The organism is Acinetobacter sp. IK31 (assembly GCF_035615195.1).
In the GTDB taxonomy this organism is placed as follows: Bacteria; Pseudomonadota; Gammaproteobacteria; order Pseudomonadales; family Moraxellaceae; genus Acinetobacter; species Acinetobacter calcoaceticus_C.
The window spans coordinates 255,302-274,949 of record NZ_JANBOB010000016.1; the positions used below are offsets into that span (position 1 = coordinate 255,302).

Annotated in this window: 15 protein-coding genes, 2 tRNA genes and 1 pseudogene; 8 read left to right on the top strand and 10 right to left on the bottom strand. The window is 39.4% G+C overall.

Going from position 1 to position 19,648, the window contains the following annotated elements:
- Positions 1 to 124: 124 nt before the first annotated feature.
- The gene (gene hisH, locus MSG66_RS09865; protein ID WP_324653937.1) at positions 125 to 742 is read right to left on the bottom strand and encodes an imidazole glycerol phosphate synthase subunit HisH; all 618 of its coding nucleotides are present in this window, start codon (positions 740 to 742) and stop codon (positions 125 to 127) included.
- Positions 742 to 1,335 (bottom strand): imidazoleglycerol-phosphate dehydratase HisB, encoded by a 594-nt coding sequence (gene hisB, locus MSG66_RS09870; protein ID WP_004639787.1) that lies wholly within the window; start codon positions 1,333 to 1,335, stop codon positions 742 to 744. The genes hisH and hisB overlap by 1 nt, the downstream gene beginning before the upstream one ends.
- A 103-nt stretch (positions 1,336 to 1,438) precedes the next feature.
- On the opposite strand from hisB, the gene MSG66_RS09875 reads away from it, so the two are divergent.
- The 3 genes from MSG66_RS09875 to MSG66_RS09885 all read left to right on the top strand — a co-directional run bounded on the left by MSG66_RS09875 (position 1,439) and on the right by MSG66_RS09885 (position 2,207).
- The gene (locus tag MSG66_RS09875) at positions 1,439 to 1,822 is read left to right on the top strand and encodes a GNAT family N-acetyltransferase (RefSeq protein WP_042895552.1); all 384 of its coding nucleotides are present in this window, start codon (positions 1,439 to 1,441) and stop codon (positions 1,820 to 1,822) included.
- A 107-nt stretch (positions 1,823 to 1,929) separates the two neighbouring features.
- Positions 1,930 to 2,005, top strand: a tRNA-Phe gene (locus MSG66_RS09880).
- A gap of 126 nt (positions 2,006 to 2,131) precedes the next feature.
- Positions 2,132 to 2,207, top strand: a tRNA-Phe gene (locus tag MSG66_RS09885).
- Between the two features lie 174 nt (positions 2,208 to 2,381).
- Here the strand turns inward: MSG66_RS09885 and MSG66_RS09890 are convergent.
- The 5 genes and pseudogenes from MSG66_RS09890 to ompR form a co-directional block, all read right to left on the bottom strand.
- A complete protein-coding gene (locus MSG66_RS09890) occupies positions 2,382 to 2,813 on the bottom strand; it encodes a GNAT family acetyltransferase (RefSeq protein WP_324653941.1) in 432 nt (143 codons plus the stop codon).
- Positions 2,814 to 2,942: 129 nt separating this feature from the next.
- Positions 2,943 to 4,457, bottom strand: a complete 1,515-nt coding sequence (locus MSG66_RS09895; protein ID WP_324653943.1) for an acetyl-CoA hydrolase/transferase family protein — start codon at positions 4,455 to 4,457, stop codon at positions 2,943 to 2,945.
- A 35-nt stretch (positions 4,458 to 4,492) separates the two neighbouring features.
- A pseudogene (locus MSG66_RS09900) lies at positions 4,493 to 4,621 on the bottom strand (hypothetical protein).
- Positions 4,622 to 4,648: 27 nt separating this feature from the next.
- Complete coding sequence (locus MSG66_RS09905; RefSeq protein ID WP_324653945.1) at positions 4,649 to 6,106, bottom strand: ATP-binding protein; 1,458 nt, start codon at positions 6,104 to 6,106, stop codon at positions 4,649 to 4,651.
- Positions 6,107 to 6,123: 17 nt separating this feature from the next.
- Complete coding sequence (ompR, locus tag MSG66_RS09910) at positions 6,124 to 6,888, bottom strand: two-component system response regulator OmpR (protein ID WP_000060753.1); 765 nt, start codon at positions 6,886 to 6,888, stop codon at positions 6,124 to 6,126.
- 668 nt (positions 6,889 to 7,556) lie between these two features.
- Between ompR and MSG66_RS09915 the strand changes: the two genes are divergently transcribed.
- Positions 7,557 to 9,905 (top strand): Tex family protein, encoded by a 2,349-nt coding sequence (locus MSG66_RS09915; protein ID WP_262473353.1) that lies wholly within the window; start codon positions 7,557 to 7,559, stop codon positions 9,903 to 9,905.
- Between the two features lie 298 nt (positions 9,906 to 10,203).
- Positions 10,204 to 12,393: a bifunctional SulP family inorganic anion transporter/carbonic anhydrase gene (locus tag MSG66_RS09920; RefSeq protein ID WP_324653947.1), complete on the top strand. Its 2,190-nt coding sequence runs from the start codon at positions 10,204 to 10,206 to the stop codon at positions 12,391 to 12,393.
- Between the two features lie 71 nt (positions 12,394 to 12,464).
- Here MSG66_RS09920 and MSG66_RS09925 read toward each other — a convergent pair whose 3' ends face one another.
- Positions 12,465 to 13,355, bottom strand: coding sequence for an SDR family NAD(P)-dependent oxidoreductase (locus tag MSG66_RS09925; RefSeq protein ID WP_133971450.1), 891 nt, complete (start codon positions 13,353 to 13,355; stop codon positions 12,465 to 12,467).
- Positions 13,356 to 13,628: 273 nt separating this feature from the next.
- Entirely contained in the window at positions 13,629 to 14,906 is a 1,278-nt protein-coding gene (locus tag MSG66_RS09930; RefSeq protein ID WP_324653949.1) for an O-acetylhomoserine aminocarboxypropyltransferase/cysteine synthase family protein, read from the bottom strand.
- 296 nt (positions 14,907 to 15,202) lie between these two features.
- Here MSG66_RS09930 and ettA point away from each other — a divergent pair, with 296 nt between their 5' ends.
- Positions 15,203 to 16,864: an energy-dependent translational throttle protein EttA gene (gene ettA, locus MSG66_RS09935; protein ID WP_133971454.1), complete on the top strand. Its 1,662-nt coding sequence runs from the start codon at positions 15,203 to 15,205 to the stop codon at positions 16,862 to 16,864.
- A 61-nt stretch (positions 16,865 to 16,925) separates the two neighbouring features.
- Here the strand turns inward: ettA and MSG66_RS09940 are convergent, their stop codons facing one another.
- Positions 16,926 to 17,618, bottom strand: coding sequence for a hypothetical protein (locus MSG66_RS09940; RefSeq protein ID WP_324653951.1), 693 nt, complete (start codon positions 17,616 to 17,618; stop codon positions 16,926 to 16,928).
- 160 nt (positions 17,619 to 17,778) lie between these two features.
- Between MSG66_RS09940 and MSG66_RS09945 the strand changes: the two genes are divergently transcribed.
- On the top strand, positions 17,779 to 18,177 hold the full coding sequence (locus MSG66_RS09945; RefSeq protein ID WP_324653953.1) for a cation efflux protein, CzcI-like: 399 nt from the start codon (positions 17,779 to 17,781) through the stop codon (positions 18,175 to 18,177).
- Between the two features lie 54 nt (positions 18,178 to 18,231).
- Positions 18,232 to 19,647 carry a TolC family protein gene (locus MSG66_RS09950; protein WP_324653955.1) on the top strand — a complete coding sequence of 472 codons (1,416 nt, stop codon included), beginning with the start codon at positions 18,232 to 18,234 and terminating at the stop codon, positions 19,645 to 19,647.
- The last annotated feature ends 1 nt before the right edge of the window (position 19,648 follow it).

Here is a 19,648-nt window from a genome sequence, read left to right on the forward strand (position 1 = left end):
TAAAAGTTTGAATCTTCAATATTTTGTTGAATAAAAAATCATTTTATAAATGACTAGATTGTTATTATAAATAAAAAAATAGATCAGGCCATCACGACCTGATCTATTTTAGTTTTAAATGAAATTAAATATTCCATTCCACAAAGTTTTTAAGTAACTGCAAACCAGCAGTGTGGCTTTTCTCTGGGTGGAATTGAGTCGCAAATAAATTCTCTTTGTGAATTGCTGTGCAGAAGTTCACACCATAGTCACAGGTCGCAGCCACAACGCTTTCATCTTTAGGTTCGACATAGTAGCTATGTACAAAGTAAAAACGTGCATCTTGCTCAATGTTGTTCCACATTGGGTGGCTTGGGTCCAGTTGCTGAACCTGATTCCAACCCATATGCGGCACTTTTAAGCCTTCCATTTGAGGGAAGTGTTTTACTACGCCATCAAAAATACCTAGGGCATCTACACCGCCATTTTCTTCTGAGCTTTGTAGTAAGGCTTGCATGCCAACACAAATCGCAAGAACTGGTTTATTAAAAGCAGCTTGACGTACTACTTCATCAATGCCCGCTTCACGCATACCTTGCATACAGTCGCGCATTGCGCCAACACCTGGAAAAACAATTTTGTCGGCTTTTGCAATTAATTTTGGATCATTGGTCACATCGACTGTAGCGCCCACATACTCAAGTGCTTTAGCTGCTGAGTGTAGATTGCCCATGCCATAATCAAGTAACGCGATACGTGTCATTAGAGGCTACCTTTTGTCGATGCAATCGTGTTTTCTGCACGTGGATCAACTTCACATGCCATACGTAAAGCACGAGCTAGCGCTTTGAACACACTTTCAATTTGATGATGGCTATTTTTACCTTTCAAATTATCGATGTGTAAGGTCATAAGCGCATGGTTTACGAAACCTTGGAAAAACTCGGAAAATAAATCGACATCAAATGTACCGATACGCGCACGTGTAAAGGGAATGTCCATGAATAAACCCGGGCGACCAGATAAATCTACAACAACTCGAGATAAGGCTTCGTCTAATGGTGCATAAAAATGACCATAGCGTTTTAAGCCTTTTTTATCGCCTAAAGCTTGTGCAAAAGCTTGTCCAAGCGTGATACCACAGTCTTCTACGGTGTGGTGATCATCAATATCGAGGTCTCCGTCACAATGAATATCGATATCAAATAAGCCATGTCGCTTGATTTGATCAATCATATGGTCTAAAAATGGAACTCCGGTGTTTAGTGTGCCTTGACCAGTACCATCGAGATTTAAACGAACTCGAATTTTGGTTTCATTGGTATTTCTAACCACTTCACTGATACGTTGCGTCATGGACACGTTCCTCAAAAAAACGTCAAAAATGATTGGATGTTAACGACAATTTCGCTGTGACGAATTCGTGACAGCATCATAGTTTGCTCAGGAGGGTTAATCAATGCCTATTACCGTACACGCTTATAGTTCTCTAGATAATTCAGAGATCCGCGATCAGCTTGAGCGACTGTATGATACAAGTCCGGAGTTTGGCGACGGGCACGATGCGATTGAACAACTTGAACAAGATTTACAACAGTATACCACGCTATACACTGCTGAATTTAACACCAAAATTATAGGGGCAATCTGGTCTTCAGGACAAGGTGAAAGCAAAGTACTTGAATATATTGTGGTGCATCCTGCTAACCGGGGTCGTGGGGTAGCAGAGCGCTTGGTTGAAGAAGCTTGCCGTATAGAAGAGTCAAAAGGTGTAAAGATTTTTGAGCCGGGTTGTGGGGCTATTCATCGTTGTTTGGCCCATATTGGTAAATTACATAGCTAAATATCCATGCTAAATAGGTAGGAGTGATTTAAAAATAATCACTTGTTACAAAAAATACGGAAGTGGCTTGACGTGATCATATAAACATTGTTTAATACGCCCACTTCGGCGTGATAGCTCAGTAGGTAGAGCAACGGATTGAAAATCCGTGTGTCCCCAGTTCGATCCTGGGTCTCGCCACCACTATATGTGTTTTCAATCCCTGATCCCATCAGGGATTTTTTTTGAGTATAAAAAATACTCATTTAAATCATAAACTCAGGATAATAGTTGACTATTCTTCTGAGATACGGCTTAATACAGGCCATCGGCGTGATAGCTCAGTAGGTAGAGCAACGGATTGAAAATCCGTGTGTCCCCAGTTCGATCCTGGGTCTCGCCACCATATTCCAAAAAAACCTCATACATAACGTATGAGGTTTTTTTCGCGCTTATGATTTTATTTAAACAATTCATTTTCTTACTTGTGGGTAAAATGAGATTTATCCACAAGCATAGCCATTTATCCCCAAGCTCAGATTATTTTTCTTGTCATGCTAAAGTGATAATAAATAAGGTTCTAATCATGTGAACTATCGCTAATTAAGCGTTTTCCTAAGCACACTGCTTCTACTTCGTCATAGCCGAGCTGTTCATAAAAATTCAGTACATTGAGGTTATCTTTACGCACCAATAATTGAAGTTTTGGGCAACCTCGAGCAATTAGTCGCTTTTCAAGCTGCTGAACAAGCGCTGTGGCTATTCCTAAGCGTTGTTGGTGGGGGTGAACAGCCAAATAATTAATCCAGCCTCTATGGCCGTCGTAGCCGCCCATTAGCGTGCCAATGAGTTGCTCATCTTTAATAGCAACCAAAAATAAATCATCTTGTTGTGAGAGTTTTCTGAAAATATCGGTTTCAGGATTATTCCAAGGACGAGCCAGGCCGCAGCTTTCCCATAAAATGACGACATCTTCCAGATCCGCATTTGCAAATTGACGAATAATAAACATATGGATTTCTACTTTTTGTTTTGATGTGCTGAAAAGATAAAATAAAAATTCGAGCTTGAGCAGTATTTATTAATAATTTAAACAAATAAAAAAGCACCCCCGTAGGAGTGCTTGAATTCAATCAGTTATTTAAGCTGATTTTGCAATTGGTGTTGCTTGAAGCATTTGGCCTGTCTCTTCAAAGTTTGCATGCCAAGACAATGCTTCACGAAGTAAATGAGGAGTATGTCCACCTTTAGCACATGCACGATCAAAGTAATCATTTAATGCATCACGGTAAAGTGGGTGTACACAGTTGTCGATAACAACGCGAGCACGTTCACGAGGTGCTAAACCACGTAAGTCCGCTAAACCTTGTTCTGTCACTAAAATATCAACGTCATGTTCACTGTGGTCAACGTGGCTCACCATTGGCACGATAGAAGAGATATCGCCGCCTTTAGCAATTGATTTAGTCACAAAGATCGCCAAGTGAGCGTTACGAGCGAAGTCACCTGAACCACCAATACCGTTCATCATTTTCGTACCACACACGTGAGTCGAGTTCACGTTACCGTAAATATCAAACTCAAGGGCAGTGTTAATGCCGATAATACCTAAACGGCGAACCAGTTCAGGGTGGTTAGAAATTTCTTGTGGACGAAGTACTAATTTGTCTTTGTAAGCTTCAATATTGCCAAAAACTTTCTCGCCGCATTTTGCAGAAAGCGTAATTGAACTACCAGAAGCAAATTTCATTTTACCTGCATCAATGAGTTCAAAAGTACAGTCTTGTAATACTTCTGAGTACATGATGAGGTCTTCAAAGTCAGAATCTTTTAAGCCAGTTAATACGGCATTGGCAATAGAGCCGATACCTGCTTGTAATGGGCCAAGGCTTTTCGGTAAGCGACCTTCTGCAACTTCTTTATTAAAGAACGCGATCAGGTGGTTTGCAATGCCTTGAGTTTCATCATCTGGCGGAGTTACTGTTGATGGTGAGTCATGAGTATCGTTAAATACAATACCAACAATCTTTGCCGGATCAATTTGGATTGCTGTTGTACCAATACGTTCATCCACTTTTGTTAATGGAATTGGCGTACGTGTTGGGCGATAAGTTGGAATGTAGATATCGTGCAAACCTTCAAAACTTTCGCTTAAAGATGTGTTGATTTCAACAATAACTTTCTCGGCAAAAATAGCAAAACTTGCAGAGTTGCCTACAGAAGTTGTTGGAATAATGCCGCCATCTTCAGTAATTGCAATTGCTTCAATCACTGCAACATCTGGACGTTTAAGCTGTTGGTTACGCATTTGTTCAACAGTTTCAGACAAATGTTGGTCAATAAACATAACTTCGCCGTTGTTAATGGCACGACGTAAAGTGTTGTCCACTTGGAATGGCATACGACGAGATAAAACACCTGCTTCCGTGAGTTGTTTGTCTAAGTCGTTACCTAAGCTGGCACCCGTAATTAACGTGATTTTTAACGGGTTTTTCTTGGCAAGTTCTACAAGTGCTTGTGGAACAGCTTTGGCTTCACCAGCACGAGTAAAACCACTCATACCTACGGTCATTCCATCTTCGATGAATTGCGCAGCTCGTTCAGCACTGATGACCTTGTCATGAAGAGAAGCTAGGCGAATACGACTTAAAGACATTGGACATCCTCAGAATTGTCAAAACATACGGGATTTTAGCTATGAAAAATTGAAAAGTGCATAGGTGTTAGGCTAAGGTCTAATTTTGTAAATAAATGGTGGTATAAATTATATTTATGGTTTTTATTTTATTGATTTTTAATTATTTTATTTAACTTTGAAATGAGGCTTTTAATCACTAACTGGTTAAATTAAAAGCGCTCACTCAAAGTTTGTTTTATTTTTTCTAATGGATTGATTGAACTAGTTTCTTCAGTGACTGGTTTTGGGATGGGTAAAGTAATAATAACTTCTAAACCACCTTGTTCACGGTTATGAATATGAATTTCACCGTGGTGAATATCGACAATACGTTTGACAATGGCCAGTCCAAGTCCACTACCTTGAATTGTTCTTGCTGAATCTCCGCGAACAAACGGTTGCATTAACTCTTCAACTTGATCTGCTGGAATACCTTCACCATGATCGGCAACCGTAATTAAAATATGTTCATTTTCAAGTTTTGCACTGAGTTCTATTGGTTCAGCGCCATAGCGCTTTGCATTGTTAATTAGATTGGCAATCAGCCGTTTTAGAGAAAGGCTGCGTGCAGGAATAATCGGGACATCCTGCATCTCGAATTGAATGTTTAAAGGTTTGAACTGAACAACAAGTTCTTGCAAAAGCATATTGATATTGGTGTCTTTCAACTCTTCATCTGAGCCATCACGCATATAAGATATGAACTGATTAAGAATTGCGTCCATATCATCTACGTCATAGACCAGACCTTCACGTAAAAACTCATCGGGTAACATTTCTGCTGTTAATCGGATGCGTGTTAGAGGAGTTCTTAAATCATGCGAGATTCCAGCCAACATAATACGTCGTTCACGCTCGGTTTGGTCAAGCGTATAAACCATGCGGTTAAAGGCTTGGTTCACCTGACGAATTTCTAAGGGACCGTGATTGGTATCTAAGTAAGGTGCTGTTCCAGCTTTACTATATTCATTGGCAGCATTTTGCAAACGACGTAAAGGACGGTTCATCTGCCTAACTAAAATCAGAATAATAATAGCTGAAAGTAATGGAACACCAACGATCCAACCGATTAATAGCTCAGGGCTATAATTGGCATAGGTTTTTAAAGGCTCACGGACCCAATTCCCGTGCATTTCAGGTGTTTGAATCCAGATACGTGGACTAGGTTTAAACTGGAAGTAAACCGTAACATCCTTAGCCCCAATCTCATTTGCCAGTTTTTGTTCGATCTGATTGGTAAAAAACTCGGCAATAACTTTCTCGCGGACACTTGGATATTCTTTAGGGTTGGTAACATATTCAATACCAACACGATTACGTAACCACGCATCAACATCAACTTCATTTTCGCGATGAAAAATCCGTATATCTGGATTGTTGACGAGCTCAAGTTCAACTGCAAGATAACGAGCGTGTTGTTGAATTTCAGGTAAATAAAGAGTGCGCCAAAAGAACCATAACGACATAAATAAGCTAAAAAACACCACCAGCAGTACCAAAATAGTGGTACGCATGGCAGCAGAACGTGGCTTAATTTTGTCGAGAAAACGTTCCCACCGAGTTCGTTTCCGTTCAGAGTAGGTGGTGTAGTCAGTAAAGTTTTGTGGCGCGATTGGTTCTAAACTCACTCTATCTTATCTCAATCTTATTCCGCACCATCTGGAACAAATACATAACCCACGCCCCATACCGTTTGGATATAACGTGCACGTGCAGGATTATCTTCAATTAAACGACGTAAGCGAGATACTTGAACGTCAATTGAACGTTCCATTGCACCCCATTCACGGCCACGAGCCAAATTCATAAGTTTGTCGCGCGTTAATGGTTCACGTGGGTGTTGTACCAATGCTTTTAATACTGCAAATTCGCCAGTCGTTAAGGTAACGATTTGACCTTCACGTGTCAGTGTGCGGGTAGACAAGTCTAAAGACCATGGACCAAAGCTCACAACTTCAACTTGTTGGCTTGGAGCACCCGGAACTTCACGAACTTGGCGACGCAATACAGCACGAATACGAGCTAAAAGTTCATTTGGATTAAATGGTTTTGGCAAGTAATCATCTGCACCAGCTTCAAGACCTGCAATACGGTCTGAATCGCTACCACGTGCTGTTAACATGATAATAGGCGTATCAATATTTGATTGGCGTAAACGACGGCAAATACTTAAGCCATCTTCAACTGGCAACATAAAGTCGAGTACGATAAGTGAAAATAACTCACGCTGTAATAAACGGTCCATTTGCGAAGCATCGTGGGCAGTTTTTACAACAAAGCCTTTATCTTCCAAAAAACGTTGCAAGAGGGTACGTAAACGCACATCGTCATCGACCACTAAAATACGTTCGACACGATCCGTTTCGTTGTGTACGGTTTCAGGATGTTCAGCAGGTACAACTAAACTCATGATGTACTCCCTTTTAAAGTCATAATTTATATATTATTGGGTCGGTGAGGCTTATTGCCAGCAAGCCCTCAGTATAATGCTGATGTTCTCGTTAAGACTATGTATCAATTTGCTCAAAATTACAATTTTCAAGGTGGTTTGAAACCAAAAAACAACATCTTAAGCCCATAATTTAGCAAAGACTGATCTAAAAAAACAAATACTTAAATATTTGATAATTTTTTAAACATTAAATGTTAATAACTAATTGTTTCAAATAGTTTATTTTAGGTAGATGAACTCGGTTGTTATAGCGCTTTTAATTGTTGTAGTAGGCAAGTAGCTGGGTTTGATAAAAGATGAGACGAATAAAATATTGTTGCAACTCTATCTTTTTAACTTTTCAGGAGTGTATCAATATGATCATTTTCTCATAAATTATAATAAAATTTTTACACCTTCATGACATAAGTTACGCGTTTGTAATTTTATAAAGACTAACGGCAGAAGGCAGCTTTAAAATTTTTAGACTTAAATACCTGTTTTTATGTGCTCTAGTCGCTCTAAAAAGCATAAATATCCAGAGTCAATAAAAAAAAACGTTTTGAATACGCAAACAAGTGTGGATTTTATGGGCTTGGTCTTTATAATCATTGCTTTTAAACTTTATCCTTGTGGGATCAAACACGATGACTGACTTAGTTCAGCAGTTGGCAAGTGAGCTTGCCGTACGTCCAAACCAAGTAGAAGCTGCCATCCGCTTAATTGATGAGGGTGCCAGTGTTCCATTTATTGCCCGTTACCGTAAAGAAGTAACACAAGGTTTAGATGATACGCAGTTACGCCAATTAGATACTCGTTTAGCGTATTTACGTGATTTATATGAGCGCCGTGAAAAAGTCATTCAGTCATTGCAAGAACAAAATAAATTGAATGATGACTTGTTGGCGCGGGTGAATGCAGCCGAAACAAAAAATGCTTTAGAAGAACTTTATGCACCGTATCGCCCTAAGCGTACAAGTAAATCTTTTAAAGCAAAAGAAGCAGGTTTAGGACCAATTGCTGAAAAAATTATTGCAGAACAAGTTGACCCGACAGAAGCATTGGCTGGATTCAGTCATGAAGACTATCCAGATGTTGAAAGTCAGTTAGATGCGATTCAGCATATTCTGATTGATGACTGGGCACAAAATATTTCACTTACTACAGAATTAAAAACAACTTTTGCAAAAACTGCGGTTTTAAAAAGTAATGTTGCATCTGAAGAAAAGAAAGAAGTTGGTAAAAAATTCCGTGATTACTTTGAATTCTCTGAAGGTCTAAACAAATTACCTTCTCATCGTTTATTGGCGATGTTACGTGGTCGTCAAGAAAACGTATTGGGTTTGAAAGTAGATGGTGAAGATGATGCACCATTGGCGCGTATTGAAACTGAATACAACCTTGAGCAAATTCAGCCTCAAGCACGTCAGGACTTCTTAAAGCAAACTGCAAAATTATTCTGGTTAGGCAAGATTCGTCCTCAAATTGAGCATTCATTGCTGACAGAGAAACGTCTTACTGCCGAAGCAGAAGCAATGCAGGTATTTGCTGAAAATCTTCGTCATTTATTATTGTCAGCGCCAGCAGGTAGTCGTACTACTTTAGGTGTTGACCCTGGTATTCGTACAGGTGTGAAACTTGCAGTGATCAGCGATGCAGGTGACGTACTTGCTCACAGCACGATTTATCCATTTGCTCCAAAAGAAGATAAAGAAGGCTCAATTGCTGAACTTGCACGCCTATGTCGTGAATATAATGTAGAGCTCATTGCAATTGGTAATGGTACAGCTAGCCGTGAAACAGAAGCTGTTGTAGCTGAAATGATGGCTGCGAATACTGATCTGAATTTAACACGAATCACTGTAAGTGAAGCGGGTGCATCTGTTTACTCTGCAAGTGAACTTGCTTCAGCAGAACTCCCAGAGCTTGACGTTTCAATTCGTGGAGCAGTTTCTATTGCTCGCCGTTTACAAGATCCACTTGCAGAACTTGTTAAGATTGATCCGAAATCAATTGGTGTGGGTCAATATCAACACGATGTGAACCAGACTGGTTTGGCAAAAACACTTGATGCAGTAGTAGAAGACTGTGTGAATGCTGTAGGCGTTGATGTAAATACCGCTTCACCAGCAATCTTGGCTTATATTGCTGGTTTAAACAAAGCAATTGCTCAACAGATTGTTGAATACCGCAAAGAGCATGGCCGTTTTGATAACCGTCAAGCGTTGAAAAGCGTACCACGTTTAGGCGAGCGTACTTTTGAACAAGCGGCTGGTTTCTTACGTATTCAAAATGGTTCTGAACCTTTGGATGCGTCTTCTGTTCACCCAGAAAGTTATGGTCTTGTTGAGAAAATTGTTGCAGCAAAAGCAACAACTGTTAAAGACATCATCGGTAATACTGAAATCATTCGTCAAGTAAAAGCTGATGAATTTGTTGATGACAAATTTGGTTTACCAACAATTCAAGACGTTTTAGCTGAACTTGAAAAACCGGGTCGTGACCCACGTCCAGAGTTCCGTACTGCTAAATTCCGTGAAGATATTACTGAAGTTGGTCAATTGACAGAAGGCATGCAACTTGAAGGTGTGATCACTAATGTCACAAACTTTGGTGCCTTTGTTGATATCGGTGTGCATCAGGATGGTTTAGTTCATATTTCTGAATTAGCAAATGAATTCGTATCTGATCCACATAAAGTTGTAAAACCGGGCCAGATCGTACAAGTGCGTGTTATGCAGGTTGATGTTGAACGTAACCGCGTGAACTTAAGTATGCGTGCTGAAGGTTCTGCACCTGTAAAAGCTCAGCGTCCACCACGCCGCGAGCAAAATACAGAACAACGTTTTGAGCGTAAACCTCAAGGTAAACGTCCTCAACCGCGTAAAGATCAAGCTGAACGTCCTCAGCGCAGCAAGCAAGATAAACCACAAGAACAAAAGATTGGCGGTTTAGGCGCATTGTTACTACAAGCAGGGATTAAAGGCTCTAAATAAGAGTTTTTAATTGATAAAAAGGCCTCCAATCGGAGGCTTTTTTTATGGGTTAAAAATTATTTTTAACAATTATATAAAAGCAGATAAGAAAAAAATCGCAGTCGTAAAGATGAGGTGAATCTTAAGATCAACAAAAACGTTGTTAAATCTACAATCAACTATACAACGTTATAGCATAACTCAACTTTAATGAGATTCAGTTGTCCGACATCATCAACCCAGCCTTGAAGCAATTAATCACTTTCAGGCTGTAATAGTACAACTTTGCTTATTTCTTTATATTATAAATGGTTGTTTTATGTCGGTTTTAAACCTGAAAAATAGATTTCATTTAAAAGATCTCCTGTCCGGAGTTGTCGTATTCCTTGTAGCATTACCGCTGTGTTTGGGTATCGCTTTAGCCTCAGGAGCTCCCATTATCTCTGGCATTATTGCTGGTATTGTTGGCGGTATTATTGTTGGCTTACTGAGTGGCTCCCACATCAGTGTAGCCGGACCAGCAGCGGGACTAACTGCTGTAATTCTTGTACAGTTAGAACAATTAGGCGGCAATTATGCCGCCTTTTTATTATGTATTATTTTTGCTGGTGTTCTACAAATTCTCTTTGGATTATTCAAATTAGGTTTTTTTGCAAACTTTATTCCAAATAATGTCATTTTGGGATTACTGGCGGCCATTGGTGTCATCCTGATTGCGACACAATTACCTTATCTGTTTGGGCTTTCTGATTTTTCATGGAAACAGGTTTGGACTTCAACGCCAGACGCATTTCTTCAGCGTTTTGATGGAGGCGCTGCACTCATTGGTTTACTCAGTTTATTCTTAATTTTAGCGTGGGATAGCAGTCCACTCAAAAAACTAGCTTTACCTTCTGCTCTGATTGCAGTTGTGTTGGCAGCGGTTTTAAATTTTATTTTGGTGAGTATTGGCTCTCCATGGGCAGTGCAAGTTGATAACCTCATTCAATTGCCGAATATATTGCAAGCACCCGAAAAAGTATTGATTTTCCCTGATTTTAGCTATTTAGCTGAGCCTATGATTTATACAGGAGCAATTACGCTTGCTGTCGTGGCCTCTTTAGAAACATTATTGAATCTGGAAGCGGCAGATAAAATCGATCCTCAAAAACGCTCTTCTCCCCCTAATCGTGAACTCTGGGCACAAGGCACAGGTAATATTATTTCAGGCTTAATTGGTGGAATGCCTGTAACCTCAGTGATTGTGCGTAGTTCAGTGAATGCAAATACAGGCGCGCGTAGTAAATGCTCTACCATTATTCATGGCGTATTATTGCTATTGGCGGTTTTGTTCTTCGTGCCATTAATGAACATGATTCCTTTGTCAGTATTGGCTGCGATCTTAATCGTGACAGGGTTTAAGCTTACTCATCCAAAACTATTTAAACAGCTTTATCAAAAGGGTTGGAAACAGTTTTTACCTTTTATTATTACCTTAGTTGCAATTTTGCAGACCGATCTTTTAATGGGAATTTTAATTGGTCTGTTCACCAGTAGTGCTTTTATTCTTTATGGCAATTTTAATAAGGGAATTCGTGTTTATAGAGAAAAGCGCTTGCACGGCGTAGTTACTCGTATTGAACTTCCGTCACAAGTCACCTTTCTTAATCGTTCTGCACTTATTTCTGCATTAGAACATGTACATAAACATCAACAACTCATTATTGATGCAACTCAATGTGATTCGATTGATCCTGACATCTACCAAGTTATTCAAGATTATCAAAATGAAACTGCCATTAAACGTCAGGTAAACCTTAAACTTGTTGGGTTTAAGCAACACTATCAAGATGTGGACGATGCAGTACTTGATATTGATATTAGTACAAGAGATTTACAACAAAAATTGAGTCCACAGCAAGTCGTGAATTTGCTTAAAGAGGGTAATGAACGTTTTGTAAGAAACGAACGCCTGCAACGCGATATTTATCGTCAAATTCGAGTTACCGCAGATGAAGGACAACACCCGATCGCAGCAGTCCTTGGTTGTATGGACTCACGTGCACCTACAGAAATGATTTTTGATGTGGGTATTGGTGATCTGTTTAGCTTACGAATTGCAGGTAATATTGCAGGTCAAAAAGTATTAGGTTCGCTTGAGTTTGCTTGTCAGGCTAAGGGCTCTAAAGTAATTGTCGTTTTAGGGCATACCGATTGCGGTGCAGTGACGAGCGCATGTCAATTACGCCTAGAACATAAGCAAGTGGCTGACGTGAAGGAAATGCCACATATTCAATATGTGCTTGGGCCTTTAATGCATTCGGTTGATAGTGTATATGACATTATGCAGCCACGTGATCTAAGTAAAGCCTTTATCAATCAGGTGACTGCCATGAATGTTCACTACAACATTCAATACATCATTAACCATAGTAGCGTTTTAAAAGATATGGTTGAGCGAGGTGAGATTACAATTGTAGGCGCAATTTATGATGTAAAAACAGGACATGTTCAGTTTCTTGATGGATAGTATTTTCAGTTAAAAAAAAGCGCCTTAAGTGAGGCGCTTTTTAAATTCTAAACTATATTTTTAGCCAGAAATTACCAGTGTTCACCTGGGAAAATTCGTGCATATGCTTTTTGTGCCCAGTTCAATTTCTCGGTTTCTTGACCTTTTGCTGCATCCGAACTTGGGAATAAGCGAAAGCCAATCGACATAAACATATTGTTGATGCTTGGTGCGACAGAATAAGTCATTGAAGCTAAACGGCCCAAGTTGGTTGCCATACGCTTTGGACGTTTCACAATTGCATAAGCAATTAAGTCAGCAGCCTGCTCAGGTGAAAGTGTTGGTACATATTTATAAATTTTGGTTGGCGCAATCATTGGGGTACGAACCAATGGCATATAAATTGAAGTAATTGCGATTTTATGTGCATGAACTTCGGCCGATAGACAGCGGCTAAATGCATCAAGAGCAGCTTTAGATGCGACATAGGCAGAGAAGCGAGTCGCATTTGCTAACACACCAATCGAGCTAATATTAATAATTTGCCCATCTTGACGTTGAATCATGTGAGGCAAAATATTGAGAACTAAGCGCACTGCGCCAAAATAATTTAACTGCATCGTGCGTTCAAAGTCATGGAAACGGTCATAAGACTCATGTACGGCACGGCGAATAGAACGACCTGCGTTATTAATTAAAATATCAATGTGATCAACCGTTGCTAAAATTTCTTTAGACACTTGATCAATCATATCCATATCGTTGAGATCACATGGGAAAATTGATGCTTTACCACCACGACTTTCGATATCTGCTTTCACTTCTTCCAAAGTTTCTTCAGTACGTGCAACTAATAAGACATGAGCACCCGCATCAGCAAGTTTGTTTGAAATGGTTAAACCGATTCCGCTTGAGGCGCCTGTCACTAAAATGACTTTATCTTGTACCTTTTCCTGGAACAGAGCTTCTAATTTTTTATTCACAGCATTTTACCTAAGTAGGGGCAGGGACTATTTATTCCGGTATGTAATTTTTATTTTTTACAACCGTAGGTTCATCCAGATGAACTCATAAATATTGCTCATATCTTAATAGATGTTTAAAAATTGTCTAGTCTGTAAATATATGAAATTTAACAATTTATTTAGAGTAAAAACTCTAAAATAGTATCTTAATCCATTAATTGATTGTAGTGGTATAGTGCGTAAAAAAGAAAAAAGCCTCTATTTCCAGAGGCTTGTTGAGTAGTTTAAAAATTACACAGCTGAAAGCGCTTGTTCTAAATCGGCGATTAAGTCATCTATATGCTCAATCCCAATTGAAAGACGAACCATATCTTCACTTACACCAGCAGCTTTAAGTTCTTGTTCGTTGAGCTGGCGATGAGTTGTTGTAGCAGGGTGGCAAGCTAAACTTTTTGCATCGCCAATATTTACGAGACGAGTAAACAGTTGTAGGGCATCGATAAAACGAGTACCGCCTTCGAGACCATCTTGCACGCCAAAAGATAAAATTGCAGAAGGTTTACCTTTTACATACTTCTGAGCCAGTTGGTGCTGTGGGTGATCTTTGAGGCCTGCATAATTCACCCATTTTACTTTAGGATGATTTTTTAGATATTCCGCAATTTTTTGAGCATTTTCAGTATGGCGTTCCATCCGAAGGTTTAGCGTTTCTAAACCTTGTAAAATTAAAAATACACTTAATGGGCTAATTGCTGCGCCTGTATTGCGCAATGGAACGACGCGTGCACGGGCAATATATGCAGCTTCACCTAAAGCTTCGACATAATTAACCCCGTGATAACTCGGGTCTGGTGTGTTCAAAACTTTAAAGCGTTCCGGATATTTACCCCAAGGAAATTTACCGCTATCTACAATCGCGCCGCCAATACTATTGCCATGACCACCGATATATTTGGTGAGAGAGTGAATGACAATATCAGCACCATATTCAAAAGGTTTTAATAAGGCAGGGGTCGCAACGGTATTGTCTACAATCACAGGAACCCCATATTCATGGGCAATTTTCGCAATGGCCTCTAAATCAATGATATTCCCAAGTGGATTTCCAATTGACTCAACAAAAACAAGCTTGGTTTTATTATCAATTAAGTTACGCAAGCTTTCGGGTTTCTGGTAATCAAAAAAGCGGACTTCAATTCCTTGTTTCGGTAAGGTGTGAGCAAATAAGTTATAGGTTCCACCATATAAGGTTGAGACAGAAGCAATATTGTCTCCCGCTTCAGTAATCGTCTGAATAGCATAGGTGATTGCTGCCATGCCAGATGCTAAAGCTAAAGCGCCAATTCCGCCTTCTAGTGCTGCAAGACGTTGCTCAAGTACCGCAGTGGTCGGGTTCATAATACGGGTATAAATATTACCCTGAACTTTTAAATCGAAGAGGTCAGCGCCGTGCTGGGTATTATCAAATGCATAAGAAGTGGTTTGGTAAATAGGGACTGCAACAGCTTTTGTGGTTGCTTCGGGTGAATAGCCAGCATGAATTGCTAAGGTTTCATCTTTATAAGTCATGATTACTTCATCTTCGTGAGTTAAATATTGAGCGAGTCTAGCCTAAAACGAATAGAAAAAATTGCTGAAATTCTGGTTTGTTTTGCTTTTTTAGGAATAAAGATAGAAAAATATACGCTGAAATGCTGTATAAATCTTATACATAAACATTTTGCAACTTATTGAAAAAGAAAATTGTTTGATAAATCCGTACGATGGAAATCATAACTTCAAGTCAAAGAGGTTTTCAGCGTATAATACGCGCGATTATTTATCGCTTATTGCGATGTACTGGTTTTTCAATTGAGGAGTCCTGCGTGGCCCAATATATTTATACGATGAACCGAGTGTCTAAGATGGTTCCGCCAAAGCGCGAAATCTTAAAAGACATCTCTTTATCATTTTTCCCGGGTGCCAAAATTGGTGTGCTCGGTTTGAACGGTGCAGGTAAATCTACCTTGCTTCGTATTATGGCGGGCGTAGATAAAGATTTCTCTGGTGAGGCTCGTGCACAACCTGGAATTAAAATCGGCTATTTAGAGCAAGAACCACCGCTTGATCCAACTAAAGACGTTCGTGGTAACGTTGAAGATGGCGTGCGTGAGGCTTTGGATGCTTTAGCTCGTCTTGATCAAGTTTTTGCTGAATATGCTGAGCCTGATGCAGATTTTGATGCACTTGCAAAAGAGCAGGAAAAATTAGAGTCAATTATTCATGCTTGGGATGCACATAACCTAAACAACCAGCTTGAAATTGCTGCGGATGCATTGAATCTTCCAGCTTGGGATGCAGACGTATCATTACTTTCTGGTGGTGAGCGCCGTCGTGTTGCACTTTGCCGTTTATTGCTCTCGAAACCAGATATGTTACTTCTGGACGAACCGACGAACCATTTGGATGCAGAATCTGTAACTTGGTTAGAACGTTTCTTGAAAGATTTCCCTGGCACTATCGTTGCGATTACGCATGATCGTTATTTCTTGGATAACGTGGCTGAGTGGATTCTTGAACTTGACCGTGGTATGGGTATTCCTTATCAAGGGAACTATTCTTCTTGGTTAGAACAAAAGAATGCTCGTTTAGAGCAGGAAAATAAACAAGAAGAATCTTTTGCTAAAGCATTGAAAAAAGAACTTGAATGGGTTCGTTCAAATGCTAAAGGTCAGCAAAAGAAAAACAAAGCGCGTATGGAACGTTTTGAAGAGCTTAACTCTAAAGAATTCCAGCAACGTAATGAAACGTCTGAAATCTATATTCCACCTGGTCCACGTTTGGGTAACAAAGTTGTGGAAGTGGAAGGCATCAGTAAATCATTTGACGGCCGCTTACTGTACCAAAACTTAAGCTTTACTGTACCGCCAACAGCGATTGTTGGTATCGTTGGTCCGAACGGTGCCGGTAAAACGACTTTATTCCGTATGATGACCGGCGAACAGCAACCTGATACAGGTACTGTGACCTTAGGTGAGTCAGTTAAAGTTGCTTATGTTGGTCAGATCCGTGACACTTTAGATAATAATAAAACTGTTTGGGAAGAAGTTTCTGGCGGTTTAGATATCTTAAAAATCGGTGATTACGAAATCGCGTCACGTGCTTATATCGGCCGTTTTAACTTTAAAGGTCAAGATCAGCAAAAACGTGTAGGCGAATTGTCTGGTGGTGAGCGTAACCGTTTACAACTGGCGAAGATCTTACAGTTAGGTGCAAACGTTATCTTACTGGATGAGCCATCAAACGACTTGGATATTGAAACTTTACGTGCGCTTGAGGATGCAATTCTTGTATTCCCAGGTACGGTAATGGTGGTATCGCATGACCGTTGGTTCCTTGACCGTATTGCGACACATATCTTGTCATTTGAAAATGAGCAGCCAGAATTCTATGCAGGTAACTATGCAGAATACGAAGCATATCGCCAGTCACGTTTAGGTGATGACGCTGCTCAAAAACGTACGAAATACAAAAAAATTAGCGGTTAATCTCTGTTAATTTAAAAAACCAGCCTCAGGGCTGGTTTTTTGTTTTATATCTTTATAGAGTTTATTTATTAAAATCACCATGTAAATCTGACCATATTAAAGATGGTGCAATAACAATGACATCAAAGGTCATTGCTAATGGATATAAAACTTTACGAGTAACACGTTTAAATGGGTGCTTTGTGGTGGTTTCAATTTTTTCTTGTAATTCAATTGAGTAAGGGGTTGGGATTTGTTGTTGAATCTTTTGATTATCTGCTTTTTGATAAATCTGTCCTTTAAAGCGGATTATGGTGAAAGGATAAAAAACTTGTTGTTGATTTTCCATAGCCATGAATTGATTTTTAAAACCTAACGTCTTTAAAAGTTCTTTTTGTTTTTCATCTATTTTAGACATAGGGATATTATAACGAATCGTTATTTCTCCATGGAAATGGGTGGAATCATCCATCTCAAGTACAAGAGGTGATGGTGTTTTTATTGTTCTTTGTTCTGCTGGAATGCTTTTGATAATATTTAGAAGGTTTGAACTACCATCTGTCATTAAATAATTATAGTCTTGACCTATAAATACGAGTCCTTGTTCTTGCTGATTTTTAACTGCCTGACCTAGCGCAATAATTTGATCTTTTTTTAAAGTATTTGTTTGAACTTGAGTTGTTTCATCAGGTAAAGCCGATGATAGTATTGAAGTGGCACAGCCCGTTAAGCCAAGGCAAATGGTTAATATAGAAGCAGAAAAAAGTTTATACATAATCGTTACTCAAGAAGAAATTATTTTTGTCCCAAATAAGGTGTGATGGGTTCTAAATTAAAAAAATGGAAGAATTGACGAATCAGCCTTTTGTAATTTTATTACATAGCTCGTGCCTGTTATAGTGGCTTGGTTCAACTTTTAGCTTAATGGTGTGCTGTTGCCACGTTCTGCGATTTTTATGTCAGTCTTGTTTTGTTTGCTCATATTTCAGAGTTTATGGAATGTGGCAGCGGCATTTTGCATGCATGAAAATCAGGAAAAAGCATTGCATCATTTCGGACATCATGCGGCTTTGAATGTATATCAATCTTCACATCAAGCTCATACTGAACAGACGAGTATAGTAGAAAATTCTCATAAGGCTCCTTTGAACTTGCAAGATCATCATGATCATTTACCTTCATGTTTTCATATAGTAATGACTGAAATTGCAAAACAAGCCGAGGTGCCTGTTGTACATATACAAGTATTAACGCCAATTTATTACTGGTCTAATTCTTACCAGTCGCCACATCTTACTGCTTTAAATCCTCCTCCTGTTTTAACCCCGCTATAGGTGGGGTAGCCAAAATAAGCCCACCGCATCTCTTATTTATTGCGGGGCAAAAACATGTCTTCTATTTTTTCAAATCGAGTGAGTTCTATTTATCACTTAGAGAGTAACGTTAAGATAACGTTAAAAAAAGTTTTAACCATCTCAAGCCTATCTATTGCCATGCTATTGGCTGGGCAAGTAACGATGGCTCAGTCTGATATTCAACAAGAACGTTATATTCAAAAAGCCGCCTTTACTTTTGAGCAAGCTTTAGAGCAGGTACAAAAATATCAAAGTCAGCAAGGTGTTTGGCAAGCACAGCAGCAAATGGCTGAGGCTAATTTAAAGCAAAGTCGTTTATGGGCTAACCCAAGTCTTTCCATTGAGCAAACAGGTTTTCAGAGTGATCAAGAAAAAGAACTCGCAATTGGAATCTCTCAGCCTTTGGATATCTTTGGGCAGCGTAAGGCTGCGCAAAACTTGGCAAAAGTGGAAATATCAAAAATTGATTTGGCGGAACAGCGTTATAAGGCTGAGCTTGATTTAATTGTTAAATATTTCTGGTCACAAGTTGCATTACTTGAGCTTGAAAAGTCTCTTATTGCAGAGCAGCTATCCGTCAGCCAAGAAAATTTACTTGCATCTCAAAAACGTTATCAGGCAGGCAGTATTGCTCAGGTTGATGTAGACCGAGTACGTATGAATCACTTGGAAAATCAGCGTTTATATCAACAAGTCAGTTTAAAACTAAATGTTGCGAAGCAACAACTGGTGAACTTGTGGGGTGGTGGTTCAAGTCAATTTCAACTACTCCAACGCCCAAACCAGTTATGGGCACTGGCAGCGAATATAGAACCAAGTCAAGATTCACAAAATAATTTGTTAGAGCGTTCCTTCCAATTAGATTCCCTTGCTCAGCAAGCCAACATTCAACAACTTAAAGCAAAAGCTAAACCATTACCTACGGTAACTTTAGGTGTGAATAACACTCGATCACCTGAACAAAGTACCGATAACCAAATTCGTTTAGGCGTCGCAATTCCTTTAAATCTTTTTAACCGACAGCAGTATGGAATCAAGATTGCTCAAGCCAAGCAAGAGTTATCTCAACGCCAGCAAAGCTTTTATCAAAAGCAAAATCAGATTGATATTGAAGCCCTAATGTCTGAATTGAAAGGCTTGCAAATGCAGTTTAAACAATTGAGTGATCAACAAGTTCCTCTTGCCATTCAAGTTCAGCAAAAAACATTACAAGGTTTCCGTTTGGGTAAATTCGCCGTAACCGATGTTCAGCAAGCCACCATGCAATTGCAAGATGTTCGGTTACGTAAAGTCGAGCTATTAAAACAGGCTTGGCAAAATTCAATTGAAATTCAAAGTTTGCGTCTAGGGTTGGAGCCAGAGCAAATCATGGTCAAAGATGCCTTAATGCAATTGAATCAACGTGCTTGGCAACAAAGTCAAACATTCCCAACTCAGACAGGAGAATAAA

Coding starts and splice junctions, on each gene's coding strand:
- hisH (WP_324653937.1), bottom strand. CDS start 742: ATGACACGTATCGCGTTACTTGATTATGGCATGGGCAATCTACACTCA.
- hisB (WP_004639787.1), bottom strand. CDS start 1,335: ATGACGCAACGTATCAGTGAAGTGGTTAGAAATACCAATGAAACCAAA.
- MSG66_RS09875 (WP_042895552.1), top strand. CDS start 1,439: ATGCCTATTACCGTACACGCTTATAGTTCTCTAGATAATTCAGAGATC.
- MSG66_RS09890 (WP_324653941.1), bottom strand. CDS start 2,813: ATGTTTATTATTCGTCAATTTGCAAATGCGGATCTGGAAGATGTCGTC.
- MSG66_RS09895 (WP_324653943.1), bottom strand. CDS start 4,457: ATGTCTTTAAGTCGTATTCGCCTAGCTTCTCTTCATGACAAGGTCATC.
- ompR (WP_000060753.1), bottom strand. CDS start 6,888: ATGAGTTTAGTTGTACCTGCTGAACATCCTGAAACCGTACACAACGAA.
- MSG66_RS09915 (WP_262473353.1), top strand. CDS start 7,557: ATGACTGACTTAGTTCAGCAGTTGGCAAGTGAGCTTGCCGTACGTCCA.
- MSG66_RS09920 (WP_324653947.1), top strand. CDS start 10,204: ATGTCGGTTTTAAACCTGAAAAATAGATTTCATTTAAAAGATCTCCTG.
- MSG66_RS09930 (WP_324653949.1), bottom strand. CDS start 14,906: ATGACTTATAAAGATGAAACCTTAGCAATTCATGCTGGCTATTCACCC.
- MSG66_RS09940 (WP_324653951.1), bottom strand. CDS start 17,618: ATGTATAAACTTTTTTCTGCTTCTATATTAACCATTTGCCTTGGCTTA.
- MSG66_RS09950 (WP_324653955.1), top strand. CDS start 18,232: ATGTCTTCTATTTTTTCAAATCGAGTGAGTTCTATTTATCACTTAGAG.